Below are 17,960 nucleotides of genomic sequence, written 5' to 3' on the forward strand. Positions count from 1 at the left end.
TCTAGCTTGAGGCCAGAAAATTGCCAAGATATAGTTTTACATTGGTAAAGTGATAGTTATTGATTTTCTGAGATGCCCGTAATTTTACAGGCATCTCTATTTTTTTGATCGGCCGAGAGCCTTTTGAATGACTACTGATACCTCGTCACAATGACCCCATCTACGTTATTCCCAGAAATCTCATATTGAGAAAAAATGGGTTCGACTATTTCGAGTGTTTCTGAAACAGGATGGTAGGAGATGAAATAGTCTATTTCGTCAACCGTTATTTTCACGCTCTTTTCCTTTTTCAGATAATCTATGTATTCCTCCAAAACGAAGTTCTTTTCCTTCATAAGCGCACTATGGGGCAAGCCTACGTAGCGGAAGTGCCAAGGCTCATATTCAATTCCGGTAATATCTGTTTTGTCCTTTGGGTACCGGAGGATAAACCCGTATTCCCAGGCGTTTTCTGCCATCCATTTTCCTTCAGGGGCACTTTCGATTTTCATCAGGGTCGAACCAACATCAAGTGATAATCCGAGATTATGTTCACTATACCCAGGTGGCAAGGCGTAACTAGATCCCATCTCTTTATAGAGTTTTGCTTGTTCTTCAAAGTCACGAAACCCACTATTCACCGAAAAGTGAAGTAGCCCATCCTTTTTTGCAGCCACCATCATCTTTGAGAATTGTAGTCCTGCCTCTTTTGATATAGAAATAGAATCTATACGTGTCCCGAATTGTTTTCCCAGTTCCGCTATTGCAGATAATGATACAATATCTTCCTTTATACTGGTTTGTTTAATCGGGTATGTATTGTTGGCTAATAGTAAGTCTCCTTGAAATATCTGATTCTCGTTTATATCAATAGTTCTGATTTTCTTTACTGGAGGCTCTCTCTTAATCATATTAGAAACGATTATTGATTCAGACTGTGTTCCTTTATTTTGTTGAAGGAATGGAATCGAAATTATAAAAGCAGCAGAAATGATCGTAATCAAGACCACTGGCAGTATCCACTTTTTTGTTCGTTGCAATTTTTTCGCCTCCTAGAATCGTCACAGTGACGCCCCGAAATTCCTCGAAGTTTGTCGAAGACTTGTTGGGCAGACGCCTCCTTATCAATTGTACAATTATCTTACTTTAATATTATATTCGTTACTATGGTTTTCAAGCTTATTTAATATTTATTCTCAAGCTCAAACGTGGTCACAGTGACGGCCCGGAATTTGTCGAAGATGTGTAAGGTAATATGATGGTCTGATTTACTAAGAGTGTGCGAAGTGTAATTGGTTGTGTTTGTTCACTATGACACCCACATGATAGATGCACCCGAAAGAAACAAGAAGGAGATTTGCAGGAAATTGTCGAATACCATGAGAGTATTTTTTTATACTATTCTAAGAATAGTTCTGACTTTTAATGCTACTGCATCAATAAAATTGAGAAAGTAGCTACAAACTTATAGTAAACGTATATTTATTAAGAATTTATATGATATAGTAGGAGTTTTCCAAGATGAAAGGAGCAAATGGAATGGATTTGAACCCAATAACAGTTTTGAAAGAAAAGGTAGCTGATTTACCAAAATCGCAGAGGAAAGTTGCTGATTATATTATTAATAATCAGACCGAAGTGGCATTTTTAACCTTAGATCAATTAGCACAATTAGTTGGGACCAGTACAACAACTGTTATGCGTATGTCATTTAATTTAGGATACAGTGGGTATAGCGAATTTCAAAAAAACCTACAGGTGTTATTAAGAAACCAATCAGCCCCACAGACAAGATTAGAAATAAACATACAGAAAATAAATAATAGTGAACTATGGGAGAGGTTTGCCGAAACTCAAATTCAAAATATCAAAAATACTTTAGGTAGCGTTTCTGAAGACGCGCTGAATGAATTTATTGAACTGATTATGCAGTCTAAGAGAATATATTGTACAAGCGTTCGTAGTGGATTGCCTGTAGCGCAGTACTTAACACAAGGTATCAATAGACTTATTGGTAATTGTGAGTTAATTATAGCGGATGTTAGTGATTGGGTAGATAAATCGGTTAACTTAACTTCAGAGGATCTATTAATTGCTGTAAGTTATCCAAGATATGCAAATAGAGTGGTAGATTATGCACGAGTCGCGAAGGAGAATAATTGCAAAATTGTATCAATAACAGATAGTTACTCATCTCCAATCGTTAAATATGCGGACTTAGTTGTACCAACAAGTTCAGAAAGCATTGCGTTTCATAATTCTCCGATTTCAGCAATGATTTTAGTTGATTACATTATTAGCGCGATTGCGATTAAATACCCAAAAAGTACAAAGGAAAGGTTAGACAAAGTAAATTCTATATTGCTCAGTATGAACTACCATCATGAAAAGTAAGATGTAGCCTCAGAAGGATAACTGGGTCTATCTTCAATTAATCACTCAATTTTTAGAATAATTTAAATGTAAGTGTTTACACGGTTAATGAAAGGTGATAATCTTTAATTGTAGTAAAAAATAATCCATATTTATATTTAATGGTATTATTTACTACACTTCTAAAAGGGGTGAAATAAATTGAGTTTACCAGATTTATATGATCAACAAATAATTGAACGAGCTAAACAATTAAGCTCATCACTTTTATCAGATGTTATGGGACGTACAGGGGCTATGGATTCCAACATTAAACCAGTTACAAAGGGCAAACAAGTGGTTGGTGTTGCGGTAACCGTGGACTTAGAGCCTGGAGATAATTTATATCTACATGAAGCAATTTATTTGAGTAGACCAGGTTATGTGATCGTTGCAGATGGTAAAGATCACAAGCAAAATGCTTATCTTGGAGAACTAATGGCCAGTGCTGCTGAGTTAGTAGGGGTGGAAGGAATAATAATTGACGGTCTAGTACGAGACCGAAGTCATTTGGAGAATACTCATTTACCTATTTTTGCAAAAGGATTCATTCCTAATGGACCTTTTAAAAATGGACCTGGAAGTTTAAATACTCCAATCAATTGTGGTGGGGTAGAAGTAAATTCAGGAGATTTAATTATTGGTGATGAAGATGGAGTAATGGTTGTAGCAAAAGAAAAAGTCCTCGAAATTATTGAATTAGCGGAAAAGAAGGCTAACGATGAGAAAAATCGTTTAGAACTATTAGTTAGCTATTCTGGTAGAAATATAGATGATGAAACGATTGAAAGAATTAAACCTAGCTTTTTGAAAAATAGATAAAGAATATTGAGGTGTTTACATGGTTTCGGTTGGATTTATAGGCTTTGGGGAAGCTGCATCAGAACTAGCAAGGGGATTCCTATCCGAAGGGATAAATGAAATTGCAGCTTATGATGTCATGATGAACCATGAAGTTTGGGGAATGAAAATAAAAGGGAAAGCAGAAGAAATCGGCATTGAATTAGTTCCAGATGTAAAAGAAGTGTTAAATCGATCTGAAATTGTATTTGTAGCTGTTCCTGCCAATAATGCTTTAGAAGTAGCTGAAACTGTTAAGAATAGTTTAAAACCAAATACTTTATATGTAGACGTATCTGCATCCACACCTAAAACGAAGACGGAAATTAGTAAACATATTACTTCAGTGGGTAGTTTATTTGTTGATGTTGCGATGCTAGGGTCTTTACCTGTCTACAAACATAAAGTACCGATTGTTTTAAGTGGTTCAGGTGCTTATCTTTTTACGGAAAAGATGGAAAAATACGGTATGGTATTAGAGAATATCGGTATTGAACCTGGCATGGCATCTGCAGTGAAGTTAATACGAAGTATTTTTATGAAAGGTGTTTCAGCACTTTATATTGAGTTACTTGAAGCCGCTTATACATATAAGGTTGACGATATCGTACTAAAATCCGTTTCAAAAACGATGGACGCTTTTAATTTTGAAGAAACCATGAATCGACTTGTTACTGGAAATGCTATTCATGCAGCAAGAAGGGCAGTCGAGTTAGATGGATCGGTAGAAATGCTTACTGAAGTGGATTTGGATTCTAAAATGACAAGTTCTGCAAGAGAAAAACTAAAGTATTTTGCGAACCTAAACTTAAAAGAAAAGTTAAATGGCGAAAAACCTTCTAATTGGAAGGACGTTTTAAAACTGTATTTATAAACTCGTTGGAGGTTGAAAAATGGGAACGTTACGATTTTATGGGGGATTAGTTTGGGAACAATCTAGTTTTTCTCCAAATAAAGTATTGGAAATACAAATCGAAAATGAAAGTGAACAAGAAGTTTTCCTTTCTGAAGAAGCATTGCTCGTACCTGCTTTAATTGACTTCCATTGTCATCTTTGGGCGCCGGGAGCCTCTGCCGTTGGAGTTACAGATACGGAATATCTCTCTTCAGGAATAGCTGCGTGTGGAGATGCTGGGACATTCGGCTATGACGGGTGGGAACAGGCTGATAGATTATGGCAAAATAGTTTATTGCAAGTTCGATCATGGTTGTCTGTTCTACCAGAGGGATTAACTATATATCCTAATCCTAATCCGACTAAACCTGAAAATATATCGTTAGAAAGATTATTAGAAACAGCCGCTATATCAAATGGTAGACTTCTTGGTTATAAAGTCCGTCTTGGTCAAAAGGATGAGGCAAATGACCGGGGTTTACTAAAACTAGCACGTGAGGCTGCAGATAAAAGTAATTTAAAGGTCATGGTACATATTACTGATTCCAATTTATCGATTGATGAAGTTGTAGAAAACCTACGACCAGGGGATGTGTTGACTCATCCATATCACGGTAACAGAGGAAATATATTAGATAATTCTGGAAATGTTTCGAACGCTTTAAAAGATTCGATAGAATCAGGTTTGATATTGGATGTTGCACAAGGGAGTAAGCATTTTTCGTGGAGTATATTTAAGAAGGCTGTAGCAGAGGGAATTAGGCCACACACAATTAGCACGGACCTTGTAAGGAAGACATGGAAAAAGGATCCGGTTAATGATTTGAGCTATGTCCTATCTAGATTTTTAGCTGCTGGTTTTACAAAAGAGGAGGTCATAACCTCAGCTCTTGATAAACCATTAGAATTGTTGGGGCTCTCAATAAACCCAAATGAAAACCTTGTTGTATTAGAACCAAATCTTGCTCCGATAAAGTATGCAGATTCTATAGGAGAAACCATAAACGGCAATGTACTTTACAAGCCAACTTATTATATTAATCGAGGGAAGTCTATTTTTTTAAGTGAGAGTTTAGTTTAAAAATACTTTTATATTGGGGGTAATAAAATGAAGAAACTAGTAGTCTTTTCAATTATCACAATGTTAATTACTGTCCTAGCAGCTTGCGGAGGTACTTCTACTAAAACTTCAAGTGCGAAAAGTAAGTATCCTGATAAACCTATTACATTGATTGTCTCTTTTGCAGCGGGTGGAGGTATGGATACGGGAGCACGTATATTAGCACCATATTTAGAAAAAGAACTCGGTGTACCAGTCACAGTTGTAAATCGTCCAGGCGCAGCTGGATGGGTTGGATGGTCAGAATTAGCTAATGCAAAGCCTGATGGGTATACGATTGGATATCTTGGAACGCCAAATATCATAACTGGATATCTCGATCCAAAACAAGAAAGGAAAGAAAACTTAGAGAGTTTTACTCTAATAGCCAGCCATCTTTCTGATCCAGGTGTTATTGCGATACGAAATGATGAAACTCGTTTTAAAGATGTTAAAGAATTAATGGAATATGCAAAAAAGCATGAGGTCACGATTACAACTACAGGTGTAGGAAGCGACGATCATATTGTGGCATTAAAGCTAAATGAGGCGTTTGGTACGAAATTTATTCCAGTACATACGGAGGGGTCTGCAAAGGCTGCACCTGCTGTAATGGGTGGACACATTGATGTAATGTTTGCGAATGTGGTTGATGTTATCAATTTAAAAAAGAGTAATGATATCAATGTAATTGCTGTAATGTCTGAAGAAAGGACTTCATTTTTTGACGATGTTCCAACTTTAAAAGAAAGTGGTTACGAAGGAGTACTTTCAAGTGCAACTCGTGGTTTCGCAGCACCAAAAGGGCTTGACGAAGAAGTGTTGAAAGTATTAGATGAAGCGTTTGAAAAAGCAATTACAAATAAGGAACATATTGAAAAGCAAGCTCAATCTGGTCTTGCGGTAGATTATAAAGGAAGCGATGCTTACTTAGAAGAGATGAAAGGAATCGAGCAGGAATTAATTGGGGTTAAGAGCTTACTTGGATGGGATTGAACCATTGATTAAGGTATTGAGCCAGATGTATATGCATCGATATTTTGGAAGAATTGACCGCTTACTAGAAGCGGTCAATTCTTCCAAAATCAATAAATAGAAATAAAGGACTGATGTCTTTTGAAAAATCTAGGAGTTTATGTTAGCTTGTTTTTTCTCATATTTGGTGGAATCATTTTTTGGCAATCGTTATCGATGGAATATTACAGCGACTATGGACCAGGACCTGGCCTTTTGCCACGCTGGGCAGGGGGGCTAATTATCGTTCTGTCACTTCTTAGCATTGTATTGTCCCTAAAAAAAGAAATTATCAAGATAGAAGATGTAATGCCAAAAGGAGAAGGAATGGTAAATGTTTTGACCTGTATGGGGTCATTCATTATTTTTATGATCATTGTTCCTTTTGTTGGCTTTGTTTGTGGAGGGATCATCACGTTATTTATTCTATTTAAACGAGGTTACAAATGGTATTCGGCATTGGGATTATCTTCACTGGTGATATTAATCATTTTTTTCGTATTTGGTGTAGCATTAGATATACCTTTGCCTGTTAATCAATACGGTTGGTAGGAGGTTTTTATGGACACACTTATGTATTTACTTTCTGGATTTGAGACTGCGCTTACATGGACAAATCTTTTATATTGTCTAATTGGAGTTACGTTTGGCATGTTTATCGGAGTCCTACCTGGTCTTGGACCAACAGCAGGAACAGCCTTACTGCTACCTTTAACCTTTGCGCTTGAGCCCATTTCCGCCATTATTATGTTATCCGGAATATATTATGGGGCTATGTACGGTGGAACCATTACATCGGTATTAATTAATACTCCTGGTGAATCGGCTTCTTTAATAACATGCCTTGATGGGCACCCCCTTGCAAAGCAAGGCCGAGCAGGTGTAGCGCTAGGAATTGCAGGGATAGGGTCATTTATTGGTGGATGTATATCCATTATTGGATTGGTCTTAGTTGGTCCCCCTCTAGCAAAGCTTGCCCTTAACTTTGGACCGCCAGAATTTTTTGCAATGGTCTTTTTAGGATTAGCTCTGCTCCTAGGTTTGATGGGGAAATCGTTAGTGAAGGGGCTTATAGGAGCACTATTTGGATTGTGCTTAGCGTTTATTGGACAAGATTTAAGTTCTGGAGTGTTGAGGTTTACGTTTGGACAAACACATTTAATGAGTGGAATTGATTTTATTGCAATAGCCATGGGTTTATTTGGTTTATCTGAATTGTTTCTAAATGCGGAAACGAAATTAAGTGCAAATGCAGAAAAACCGCCTAAGGTTCAAGGGCTTTTTCCTAAACGAGAGGAATGGAAGCCTACAATGAAATCAATTGGACGAGGAAGTATATTAGGATTTTTTATTGGGTTAATTCCTGGAACAAATTCAGTAATACCAACGATACTAAGCTACTCGATGGAAAAGAAGCTAGCTAAGGATCCCTCACGTTTCGGAAAAGGAGCATTGGAGGGAGTTGCAGGTCCAGAAACGGCAAACAATTCATACTCTGGTGGGGCACTAATTCCACTATTTACACTAGGTATTCCAAGTTCTCCGACTATTGCAGTATTACTTGGCGCATTTGTCATGCATGGACTGACACCAGGTCCAGCTCTTTTTCAAGATAACCCAAGCTTTGTCTGGGCAGTAATCGCTAGTATGTTCATAGGTAATGCCATTTTATTGATGATGAATTTACCAATGGCTAACTTATGGGCAAAAATTACATTGGTTCCGTTTAGAATACTCTTTCCGATTATTCTGATCATTACGATTGTAGGTACATATTCATTAAATAATAGTATGTTTGATGTAGGAGCCATGTTGGTATTCGGAATTATTGGGTACTTTTTGAAAAAAGCAGATTTTCCGCTTGCCCCAATTATTTTAGCCTTTGTACTAGGTGGGTTGATGGAACAAACGTTAATACAATCTCTAACCATTTTTAGAGGAGATTTCTTCATGTTCTTTATGCGTCCACTTTCAGGAACAATTTTAGTTATTGCACTAATTTCTATTATCTTTAGCGTAGTGGCAACCATTAAAGGTAAAAGTATTGTCAATGAAGATGTTGAAATGTAATACACAGTTAGTATTATGGTTTATTAATTCAACTGATTGATAGTAACTACTAGGTAAAAAAAGTAAAAAGTTGAAGATGTGGAGATGTAAAAATGATAGCTTTAGAAAAGAAAGTTACCGTTGACTCAATAAAGTTGGAAAAGGTAGTTTCAGCTATTTTTAGAGCATATAATCTTTCAGATGAAGATGCCATCCGTGTTGCAAAACATCTTGTATTAGCAAACTTAAGGGGTGTTGAATCCCACGGGGTTGTTCGAGTAAAGTCATATATTGATAGATTAAAATTGAATTTAGTTGAAAGTGAAAATCACATCCAAATCGAAAAAGATTTTCCTTCATTCTGTAAAGTAAATGGTGGAAATAATTTAGGAATTATTGTTGCTTCAAAAGCTGTCGAACTTGTGATAAACAAGGCTAAAGCAACGGGATTAGCATGTGTAGGTGTATCTAACTCAAATCACTGTGGGATGTTAGCAGATTACACCAGTAAAATTGCGAACGAAGGCTATATTGGTTTTGCAGTTTCAAATGCACCTTCAAGTATGGCACCTTGGGGAGCAAAGGAGATGTACTTTGGTACGAATCCACTCTCATATGCTATCCCTACTTTTACAAGCCGAAATATTGTTTTCGATATGGCGACAAGTGTAGTTGCTAGAGGGAAAATAACATACGCACTAAAAAATAACCTCAATATACCGGTTGGATGGGCAATCGATAAGCATGGGAAAATGACGGAAAATCCTCAAGATGCGCTAGAAGGAAGTGTATTACCAGTTGGAGGTCCGAAGGGATCCGGTTTGGCCTTACTTGTAGATATATTATCAGGGATCGTTACTGGGGCAGCATTTGGTACGGCTGTTGGTAGCATGAAACAGAATGATAGGAAACAAAATGTTGGGCACTTTTTCTTTGCCATGCGCCCTGATTTATTTGTTGAATTAGATGCATTTAAGAATAGCATTCAAAAGCTAAAGACGGAAATAAAAAATTTGGCTAAAGCTGACGGGGTAGACGAGATCTTACTCCCAGGTGAAATGGAATACGATTTAATGGAAAGCAGATTACAAAATGGAATACCGCTCAGTACAGTGACAGTAGAAGAGTTATCCGAAATAGCTCATGAAAGAGGAATAGGATTCGAGTTGAATAACTAAGTTTCAATAGATGCTTCTTATCTAGGATGGGGTTTATTTGATTTATAAAATTGTCGGTATTTTAATGTTAATCCACATTAGTTATCGTGCAAATATTTTACTAATTAGTTTGTATGCATTGTCACTTGAAGCTAACGCGTTTGAATTAGGTATAATTATATCAGCTGGCTCTTTGTTCCCGATGCTGTTTGCGGTATGGGTAGGTAGACTATCAGATCAGTATGGATATAAAATCTTATTAGTATTCGGCTCTTTTTTAGGAGGGCTATCTCTTTTCATACCATTTGTTTTTCAAGGTAATATTACCATTCTAATTATTACTCAGGTGCTTTTTGGTATTGCATACATTTTTGTTTTAGTCACAACGCAAAATTTAGTAGGGCATATCAGTTCAAAAGAGAATCGATTAAAAAACTTTTTTACGAATGGGTTAAGTATTTCACTTGCGGGGTTTATTGGGCCACTTATTGCTGGAGTTGGGATTGATGAAGTAGGGTATCAACTTACTTTCTTAATTTTAACATTGCTATGTTTTATATGTGGAATATTGATTGTATTGAATATGATTCCTTTCCCAGAAACAAACGTTCAACAAGTCGAAATAAATACAGGTAATCGCTTTGAACTATTAACACATCCAGGGTTACGAAAAATCTATTTAATTAGTGCAATTGTTCTAACTGGGGTAGGGTTATATGAGTTTTACTTCCCAATTTATGGGGAGTTCATTAAACTTAGTGCGACTTCCATTGGAATCATTATTAGTATGAATGCAATTGCCTACTATATTATTCGTTTATTTATGCCTATGATTTCAAGTAGATATAGTGAATCTGTTATTATTTCGAGTTGCTTTTTGGTATCGGGTCTATGCTTTGTACTTATCCCATTCACAAATAGTTTTATCATCTTGATGATAATCAGTTTTTGTTTGGGACTAGGAATAGGATGCGCACAACCACTTACAATTAATATGGCTTATAATAGTTCTCCAGAAGGTAGAACGGGAGAAGTATTAGGGCTCCGAATTTCAATTAATAAAGGTGTCCAATTTGTTGTTCCTATCCTATTTGGCTTAATCGGAACAAAAATGGGGTTTATCCCAATCTTTGCTTCGGTCGGTATTCTCTTTCTAACGTTACTGTTTGTGACAGCAAAAATGAAAAATAAACGGTTTGAACAAGATTTTTCAGGGAATCATCATGCATAAGTCCAGGACTCGATAGAGAGTCCCGGACTTATTTTTTTGTTAGGGACAGAGGGACAGGTCCCTCGTCCCAGAACCATTTTAAAGAAAAAGAAATTATTACGGTACTATTAATTTACTCCAACCTGTACTAATCGCGAAATTTTATTTCAAACAAACGTTTGATTAGTGGTCTAACGCTACAGTACCAAGCCTTTTCATTTTCAATCAAACGCTTGATTGGACGAGTTTTTAGGTGGATAAGAGCTGCTGTTATAGTGGTGAAACGAGGTGAATTACTATTCTAAACTTAGGGCGCAGCCCCTCAAGAGGTGTGTGAGGCGTTGGATGGAGGGAAACCCAGCTTTTTAGAACAACAGGAGTAGGCATAGATATGTTCTTATAACTTCCCTCTGATCCTACGTAATAATCCTTTACGGTACATTTTAAAGAGAAATTTGACGATAAAGTAAATGCAAATAGAGAAAAGAAGGGTATTGATCAAAGCCCCCTCCAGAAATGTAAAGCCTTTTGAAAAAAAGCTATTTACTCCATCTAACGTATGTTCCAGAGCATCTGCGTAGGCAACATCCTCGAGCTCGTCTACCTTCGTACTCTTATCAAATAGAAGACTACCAACTTTATAATTTAACAAGAATAACACTGGCCACAATGGAGCTCCAAGAACACCACTTACAAGGGCTGCCACTGTATTACTCTTAACTAATTTTGCTAGGCCGACCGAGAGAATCACACCAAGTCCAAAGGTTGGATACCAATTTGGTATAAACCCCAATGTAAACCCAAGTGCCACCTGATGAGGGCTATCGTTAACTCTAAGTATACGCACAAGATTATATTTAAACTTTCGACCTAAATTCATATCGGTCACGCCTCCAAATGTTCAAGACAAGCACTTTATCCAGCTATGTATCTAGTGTATCATACGCTAAAAACTTAAATGAGGAAAAGTACAAAAGGGAAAAAGACGATTGGGGAGAAGTGGGACAAGGGACCTGTCCCCGTGACCCATCTCAATAAAAAAAGTAACAGAAAATTTAAAAAGTATTTGACATTCGATATTGGAGGTTATATATTTTTATTAAGACATCATATGATGTTATATAAAACGGAGGTGCTAGAAATGAAACAAGAACATGTTAAGCAAATTTCTGATGTGGTAAAAGCGGTAAAGGAAATCGAGGTTAAGAATTTTTATTTTGTAGCCTGTGGAGGTTCAATGGCCTCATTAGGAACGGGAGATTACTTCGTAGATCGTGAACTTGATATACCAACTAGACTCTATACATCAAATGAATTTGTTCACAGTGCTCCTAAAGGACTAGGAAAAGGTAGTGTGGTTATCCTACGTTCGCATTCTGGTACTACACCTGAAACAGTAGAAGCTGCGAGATTTGCAAGGGAACAAGGTGCATTAACAATTGCTATTTCTATGGATGTTGAATCTCCACTTTGTAAAGCTGCTGAATACACCGTACATTACAACTACAAAGATGGTTCAAATGCAATTGATGGGGAAGTTGGAATCTATTTCAGTCTTGTTTTTCAACTTTTACAAGCGCTTTCTCCGAATGAAAAATATGAAAGAGTGTTAAAACAGTTAGAGAATTTAGAAACACTTTTAGATACAAATAAAAAACAAACGATTGATCGTGCATTTGAGTGGGGCAAGGAAAATAAGAGAGAAAAGCTAATCTATACCATGGGTAGTGGTGTATACTTTCACCAAGCCTATTCCTTTACTAGCTGCTTATTAATGGAGATGCTCTGGATTCATTCAAATGCTATTCACACTGGGGAGTTCTTCCATGGACCATTCGAAATCACGGATGATAATGTTCCGTTCCTAATTGTGAAAGGTGAAGGAGCCAATCGCCCATTGGATGAAAGAGCGATTACGTTTGCTCAAAAGTTTAGTAAAAATGTAGAAGTCGTGGATGTGGCAGAACTGGATTTCACTGGGATAGATAAGGATCTTAAAGAATACTTTGGACCAGCCATTGTAGGTGCCGTATTACGCCAATATGCGGACGGTCTAGCTGAACATACAGGTCACCCACTTTCAGTACGTAGATATATGTGGAAAATGGAATATTAATAGCGCGGTATTAGAGTTTTCTAGAATAATAGATTGCTAGCATTATGATTCAATACACTTGTGATTCATAGGAGTAGTTCCTTGTGAGACATTACAATCGTGGTCATACATACCGAGTGACGATGGTATGACTGGAATAGACAGCTAATGAACTCACTCCTGCCTTGAATTATCTGAATAGATAAATAATTTAAAGGGAGTGAATATAGATGAAAAGGTTTCTGTCGCTTTTAGCCATTTTGCTAATTCTAGTTCCGGTAGTAGCAGCTTGCTCTGATTCATCATCTACAAAAGAAGCAGAAGGAGATAAGGTTGTGATAGACTTTTTTCACAGATGGCCAAACGAACCTCGTAAATCTTTTTATGATGAAAAAATTAAAGAGTTTGAAGCTGCTCATCCAAATGTCAAAATCAATGTTGATGCCGTCTTAAATGATTCCTATAAGGAAAAAATTAGAGTCCTAGTTTCAAACGATGACCTTCCAGATGTTTTCACATCTTGGTCTGATTCATTTGCTATGAATCTTGTATCTTCCGAACGTATTATGGCTTTGGACGAAATCATTAATGAGGATACGGAGTGGTCGGGAAAGATTATTGAATCTCAATTTTCTGGTTTCACTTTTGATGATAAAACGTATGGTATTCCATTTACAATTGATGGAAAAGCATTTTTCTACAATACAAAGATTTTTGAGGAACACAATCTCAAAGCACCTACAACCTATGATGAACTAATTGATGTATTAGATGCCCTTCAAGCTGCTGGTTATGAAACACCACTTGTTGAGGGATTAACAAATGGTTGGGCAATCTCTCATTATCTAGGAACGATTTTTCAACGGGTATTAGACCCTGCCGTAACCGCTACTGATTATGTGGACGGTTCAGGCGAATTTACTGATCCTGGTTATATCCGTGGGTTAGAAATCTTTAAAGAACTCACATCTTACATGGGCGACGTTTCAACTGCGATTGACCATGAAGCTGCACGTAATATGTTTGGTAATGAAGAAGCTCCAATTGTATATATGCAATTTGCTGAAATCAAAATGGTAGAAGAAATGGGTTTAACGGACATTGGTTTCTTTGATTTCCCTGCGATTGAGGGTGGAAAAGGGGATTCTAAAGCTCTAACAGGTGCACCAGAAGGTTGGATGTTAAGTAAAAACGCACCAAAAGAGGCAGTGGAATTCTTGAAATTCCTAACCTCTGAGGAAACGGCGTACGATTTTACAAAAACAGATGGTCAATTGAATGCAATTAAAGGAGCTGTAGATGCTGAAAATTCATCCGAGACAAGCATGGCAGCATACGATATCGTCCTAAACGCAAGCGCAACTGCTCCATGGTTTGATAATGCGGTCAATATTAATATTGCAGATATCTTTATGAGAGGCGGACAGTCGTTAGCAACTGGTGATGCAACACCGGAAGATATCATGAAAGAAGTTCAAGCTGAAGCAGCTAAATTAAAATAGTAAGCGCTTTTATATCGAAACTTAAGATTCAGTATCGTAACTCTGAGTCTTAAGTTTCACTTCAAATAGTAGATAAAATGATTCTTTAGAGAATATTCCAGGCTAAATTGATTGTTGGGGGTGAAGCGTATGTTAAGAAAGAGAAGTATATTGATCCCTGTACTCTTCTTACTACCGAGTATTGTTTTTCTTGCCACTTTTGTCTATTTTCCTCTCGTTCAGAATTTCTACAATAGCTTCTTCGACTTTTCCGTTTTTTCACAAAAGAAGACTTTTGTAGGGTTTGAGAACTTTAAAAATTTATTAGGTGACAAAGTCGTTCTTACCGCGATTGGTAATAACTTTAAATATATGATCATTTCCGTTTTCCTACAGGTCGGGTTTGCACTAGTGTTGGCGTATATCTTAGAGGATAAAATCTTTCGAAAAGCTGCTCCAATTTTGAGAGTCATCTATTTTATGCCGGTTATGGTTTCTATTTCTGTAATCGCATTGCTATTCGGGTTTATCTATAATCCACAAATGGGTATTTTAAATAGTTTTTTAGAATTAATTGGTTTAGAAGAATGGGCCAAGCCTTGGTTGGGTAATTCTAGTACGGCGATATATGCAGTAATTGCAATGTCACAATGGCAAAGTATTGGTTTTATCATGATGCTATTCATCGTGGCAATTCAGAAAATACCTCAAGAATTATATGAAGCCGCTGATATTGATGGGGCGGGGAAAATTCGCAAGTTTATAAGTGTTACGGTTCCCCAAGTTAGAGAGACTATTTTCGTTAACACCCTCATCACGGTAACAGGATCGATGCTCGTGTTCAATGAACCATACATTTTGACAAACGGTGGTCCTGGTTTTAGTTCTATCACGATGTCTGTTCATATGTATCAACAAGGTTTTGTGAAGGATAATATGGGGTACGCCTCGACGATTGCCATTGTTATTTTTATGATTACGGCCATTCTTGCAGTTATCCAAATACGATTGTCGCGTACAGGAAAGGGTGATTAACATGGGGAATATAGTAAAATCCACTCGTAGATACCAGAGATTCGGTCTTGGTGAACTTTTTATCACGATCGGATTAATTGTATATGCGGTTATTATCCTTTATCCTCTTTTCTGGATGGTTATTTCCTCCATGAAAAGCTATAAAGAAATCTATAATAATGTCTGGGGATTTCCAAGTACGTGGCTCGTTGAAAACTATGCAACCGCTTGGTCGAAGGGAATATCAAGCTATTTCGTAAATAGCTTATTTGTTACAGCCATAACAGTGATTTCCGTTGTATTGATTGGGTCAATGGCGGCATTTGTATTAGCAAGATATCGGACAAAACTGATCGATTTTGCCTTGATTTTTATCATTGGTGGCATGATGATGAACCCAGAGGTTGCCTTGATACCGTTGTTTAATATACTTAGTAGTTTGGAATTAATCAATACGCACTGGGCACTCATTTTTACGTATATTTCCTACCGACTTCCCTTGGCGGTTTTACTACTGCGTGCTTATTTCTTGAGTATACCTCGTGAACTAGAAGAATCAGCGATTATCGATGGATGCAGTGAATTTGGAATCTATCGCAGAATCTATCTTCCAATGTCTGTACCAATTATCATTACTGTTATAGTATTAACTTCATACTATGCTTGGAATGAGTTCTTATTTGCTACCATTTTTATCGAATCAAACGACTTAAAGACGATTCCATCAGGATTGATGAACTTCCGAGATGCGTTACGTACGGATTGGGGTGTTCTTCTAGCAGGTATGGTTATGTCTGCTGCTCCAATGGTTTTACTGCTTATTTTCCTTCAAAAATATCTAGTAAGAGGGCTATCTGAGGGTTCTGTAAAAGGTTAATAGAAAGGTGAGTTATGATGAAACTAATCGCAATTGGTGATAATGTAGTAGATTGTTATTTGGATCAGGGGCTATACTACCCAGGTGGAAATGCTGTTAATGTTGCAGTAAATGGCAAGCGCTCAGGTGCAGAAGAGGTAGGCTATATTGGTGTTTTTGCAACAGATGATAAAGCCCAACATCTTAAAGCAGTTCTTACGAAGGAGGGTATTCGCTACCACCGCTCAAGAGTGGTAGAGGGTAAAAGTGGGCAACCACGTGTCAACCTAACAGAAGAAGGCGACCGAGTTTTCGTATTTAGCCCGAAGGATACTGTTCAACATCTCGTTAAAATGAGGCTAGTAGAGGGAGATTATGACTATATAAAATCCTTTGATGTATGCCATACAAGCTGCTATTCATGGCTTGAGGACGAGTTACCAACCCTTTCAAAACAAATCGATGTCTCGTTTGACTTCTCGGAAAATAGAGACCCAGAATACTTGCAAAAGGTCTGCCCGCACATTTCCATCGGCTTCTTCTCAGGAGCAGACTTACGTGATGAAGAAATCGAGAATCTTCTTGCAACACTAGAAGGGTATAATCTGAAAGTAGTTGGAATCACGAGAGGTTCCAAACCAGCGATCTTCGCGCATAATGGCAAGCTCTATAAACAAGAGGTACTGAAGACAGAAGTTGTGGACACAATGGGAGCGGGTGACAGCTTTATCGGTGCATTCTTAACTTCCTTTTACAATCATAATAGTATGGAAGACTCATTATATGCAGCAGCCCAAAGTGCAAGTACTACCTGTACATTTTACGGTGGTTTCGGTTATCCGAATAAATTGGAGTAGGTAGAGGGTACAAACAAACTGAAAGGTCTTGGTTTGGTCAAAAAGTCTAAAGAGGATATGTTTGAAAGACAGTTAAACATTAGGTATATTTAAATTGTAGGAATATTTGTAAAAGAGGTAGCTTATGAAAAATGACAAATCCGTTAGTTCAGAGAGTCGCGTCCTATTATATGAACAAGTCATGCTTGGAATCAAAGATATGATCGCTAATGGAGAGATCAAGCCAGGACAAAAATTACCCAATGAACAAGAACTATGTACTCTGTTTGATACAAGCAGAATTACCGTCCGTAGAGCTTTAAAAGAGCTTGAGAACGAAGGAGTCATTGAAATTCTGCATGGAAAGGGCACCTTTGTCAAAAGTATCAAGCAATCCCTTCATATCTTAAATCTAAAAGGATTTACAGAAGGGCTTTCGGCAGGGGAAGAGAACAATTTTTCAAAAAAGATTATCTCCAATAAAATCATCACCGCAGATCGTCATTTGATGGAAATCTTCAATCGGAACGAAGCCTTTGAAGTCGTCGAGTTAGTACGTATCGTACATGATGTAAACGGTGTCTTTAGTCTTGATTATGCATATCTTCCAAACGACATCTATAAAGGAATTTCTGAAAAAATTAAAGATAACGTCTCAACTTTTCAGCTCATTCATAACGACTATGGCATCGAATTCAAACGCGTACAGAAAAACATAGAAGTCGTCATGCCAACAAGCGAATTAAGCAATTTAATGGACATCACAAGAATTGATCCATTAGTCCAAGTCACCAAAGTAATACAAGGCGAAAACGACGAACCCGTGCACTACTCCAAATACTACCTACTCGCCAGCCGCGTCAACTTCTACATCGACATCGGCATGGACTAGAAAGACATGGATGTGGGAAACAGGGTTGGTGGGACAGAGGGACAGGTCCTTTGTCCCAGAATATAGGATTAAACAACAAATTATATTGAAATACCATTGGCGCGATTATACAGTAACCTGTACTAATCGCG

The 17,960-nt window shown here is 37.3% G+C and carries 17 protein-coding genes; 15 read left to right on the forward strand and 2 right to left on the reverse strand.

Translation table 11 applies throughout. The features are described 5' to 3' along the window. Positions 1-131: 131 nt before the first annotated feature. The gene (locus CKJ95_RS17670; protein WP_306475370.1) at positions 132-1,019 is read right to left on the reverse strand and encodes a M15 family metallopeptidase; all 888 of its coding nucleotides are present in this window, start codon (positions 1,017-1,019) and stop codon (positions 132-134) included. Positions 1,020-1,500: 481 nt separating this feature from the next. On the opposite strand from CKJ95_RS17670, the gene CKJ95_RS17675 reads away from it, so the two are divergent. From CKJ95_RS17675 to CKJ95_RS17715, 9 genes are all read left to right on the forward strand, one after another. Further along, positions 1,501-2,373, forward strand: a complete 873-nt coding sequence (locus CKJ95_RS17675) for a MurR/RpiR family transcriptional regulator (RefSeq protein WP_257215844.1) — start codon at positions 1,501-1,503, stop codon at positions 2,371-2,373. 180 nt (positions 2,374-2,553) lie between these two features. Then, complete coding sequence (locus CKJ95_RS17680) at positions 2,554-3,213, forward strand: RraA family protein (RefSeq protein WP_257215845.1); 660 nt, start codon at positions 2,554-2,556, stop codon at positions 3,211-3,213. Positions 3,214-3,232: 19 nt separating this feature from the next. After that, positions 3,233-4,105 (forward strand): DUF1932 domain-containing protein, encoded by an 873-nt coding sequence (locus tag CKJ95_RS17685; RefSeq protein ID WP_099354758.1) that lies wholly within the window; start codon positions 3,233-3,235, stop codon positions 4,103-4,105. Positions 4,106-4,124: 19 nt separating this feature from the next. Next, a complete protein-coding gene (locus tag CKJ95_RS17690) occupies positions 4,125-5,207 on the forward strand; it encodes a hypothetical protein (protein ID WP_099354759.1) in 1,083 nt (360 codons plus the stop codon). Between the two features lie 27 nt (positions 5,208-5,234). Continuing rightward, the gene (locus CKJ95_RS17695) at positions 5,235-6,221 is read left to right on the forward strand and encodes a tripartite tricarboxylate transporter substrate-binding protein (protein ID WP_099354760.1); all 987 of its coding nucleotides are present in this window, start codon (positions 5,235-5,237) and stop codon (positions 6,219-6,221) included. A 147-nt stretch (positions 6,222-6,368) separates the two neighbouring features. Further along, a complete protein-coding gene (locus tag CKJ95_RS17700) occupies positions 6,369-6,791 on the forward strand; it encodes a tripartite tricarboxylate transporter TctB family protein (RefSeq protein WP_180271570.1) in 423 nt (140 codons plus the stop codon). Between the two features lie 9 nt (positions 6,792-6,800). Further along, positions 6,801-8,309 carry a tripartite tricarboxylate transporter permease gene (locus CKJ95_RS17705; protein WP_180271571.1) on the forward strand — a complete coding sequence of 503 codons (1,509 nt, stop codon included), beginning with the start codon at positions 6,801-6,803 and terminating at the stop codon, positions 8,307-8,309. 92 nt (positions 8,310-8,401) lie between these two features. After that, positions 8,402-9,466 (forward strand): Ldh family oxidoreductase, encoded by a 1,065-nt coding sequence (locus CKJ95_RS17710; RefSeq protein ID WP_099354762.1) that lies wholly within the window; start codon positions 8,402-8,404, stop codon positions 9,464-9,466. Positions 9,467-9,503: 37 nt separating this feature from the next. Then, on the forward strand, positions 9,504-10,676 hold the full coding sequence (locus CKJ95_RS17715; RefSeq protein WP_099354763.1) for an MFS transporter: 1,173 nt from the start codon (positions 9,504-9,506) through the stop codon (positions 10,674-10,676). Positions 10,677-11,052: 376 nt separating this feature from the next. On the opposite strand, the gene CKJ95_RS17720 is transcribed toward CKJ95_RS17715, so the two are convergent. Continuing rightward, positions 11,053-11,535, reverse strand: a complete 483-nt coding sequence (locus CKJ95_RS17720) for a DUF2062 domain-containing protein (RefSeq protein ID WP_099354764.1) — start codon at positions 11,533-11,535, stop codon at positions 11,053-11,055. 261 nt (positions 11,536-11,796) lie between these two features. Here CKJ95_RS17720 and CKJ95_RS17725 point away from each other — a divergent pair, with 261 nt between their 5' ends. From CKJ95_RS17725 to CKJ95_RS17750, 6 genes are all read left to right on the forward strand, one after another. Further along, complete coding sequence (locus tag CKJ95_RS17725) at positions 11,797-12,771, forward strand: SIS domain-containing protein (RefSeq protein ID WP_099354936.1); 975 nt, start codon at positions 11,797-11,799, stop codon at positions 12,769-12,771. A gap of 209 nt (positions 12,772-12,980) precedes the next feature. After that, positions 12,981-14,252, forward strand: coding sequence for an ABC transporter substrate-binding protein (locus CKJ95_RS17730; RefSeq protein WP_099354765.1), 1,272 nt, complete (start codon positions 12,981-12,983; stop codon positions 14,250-14,252). A 129-nt stretch (positions 14,253-14,381) separates the two neighbouring features. Further along, positions 14,382-15,266 (forward strand): carbohydrate ABC transporter permease, encoded by an 885-nt coding sequence (locus CKJ95_RS17735; RefSeq protein ID WP_099354766.1) that lies wholly within the window; start codon positions 14,382-14,384, stop codon positions 15,264-15,266. A gap of 1 nt (position 15,267) precedes the next feature. Then, on the forward strand, positions 15,268-16,122 hold the full coding sequence (locus tag CKJ95_RS17740; RefSeq protein ID WP_099354767.1) for a carbohydrate ABC transporter permease: 855 nt from the start codon (positions 15,268-15,270) through the stop codon (positions 16,120-16,122). Positions 16,123-16,139: 17 nt separating this feature from the next. Further along, on the forward strand, positions 16,140-16,958 hold the full coding sequence (locus CKJ95_RS17745) for a PfkB family carbohydrate kinase (protein ID WP_099354768.1): 819 nt from the start codon (positions 16,140-16,142) through the stop codon (positions 16,956-16,958). A 124-nt stretch (positions 16,959-17,082) separates the two neighbouring features. Then, a complete protein-coding gene (locus CKJ95_RS17750; RefSeq protein ID WP_099354769.1) occupies positions 17,083-17,829 on the forward strand; it encodes a GntR family transcriptional regulator in 747 nt (248 codons plus the stop codon). Positions 17,830-17,960 lie beyond the last annotated feature (131 nt).

Origin of the sequence: Fredinandcohnia onubensis (genome assembly GCF_002734285.1) — a bacterium.
GTDB classification, from domain to species: Bacteria; Bacillota; Bacilli; order Bacillales; family Bacillaceae_L; genus Ferdinandcohnia; species Ferdinandcohnia onubensis_A.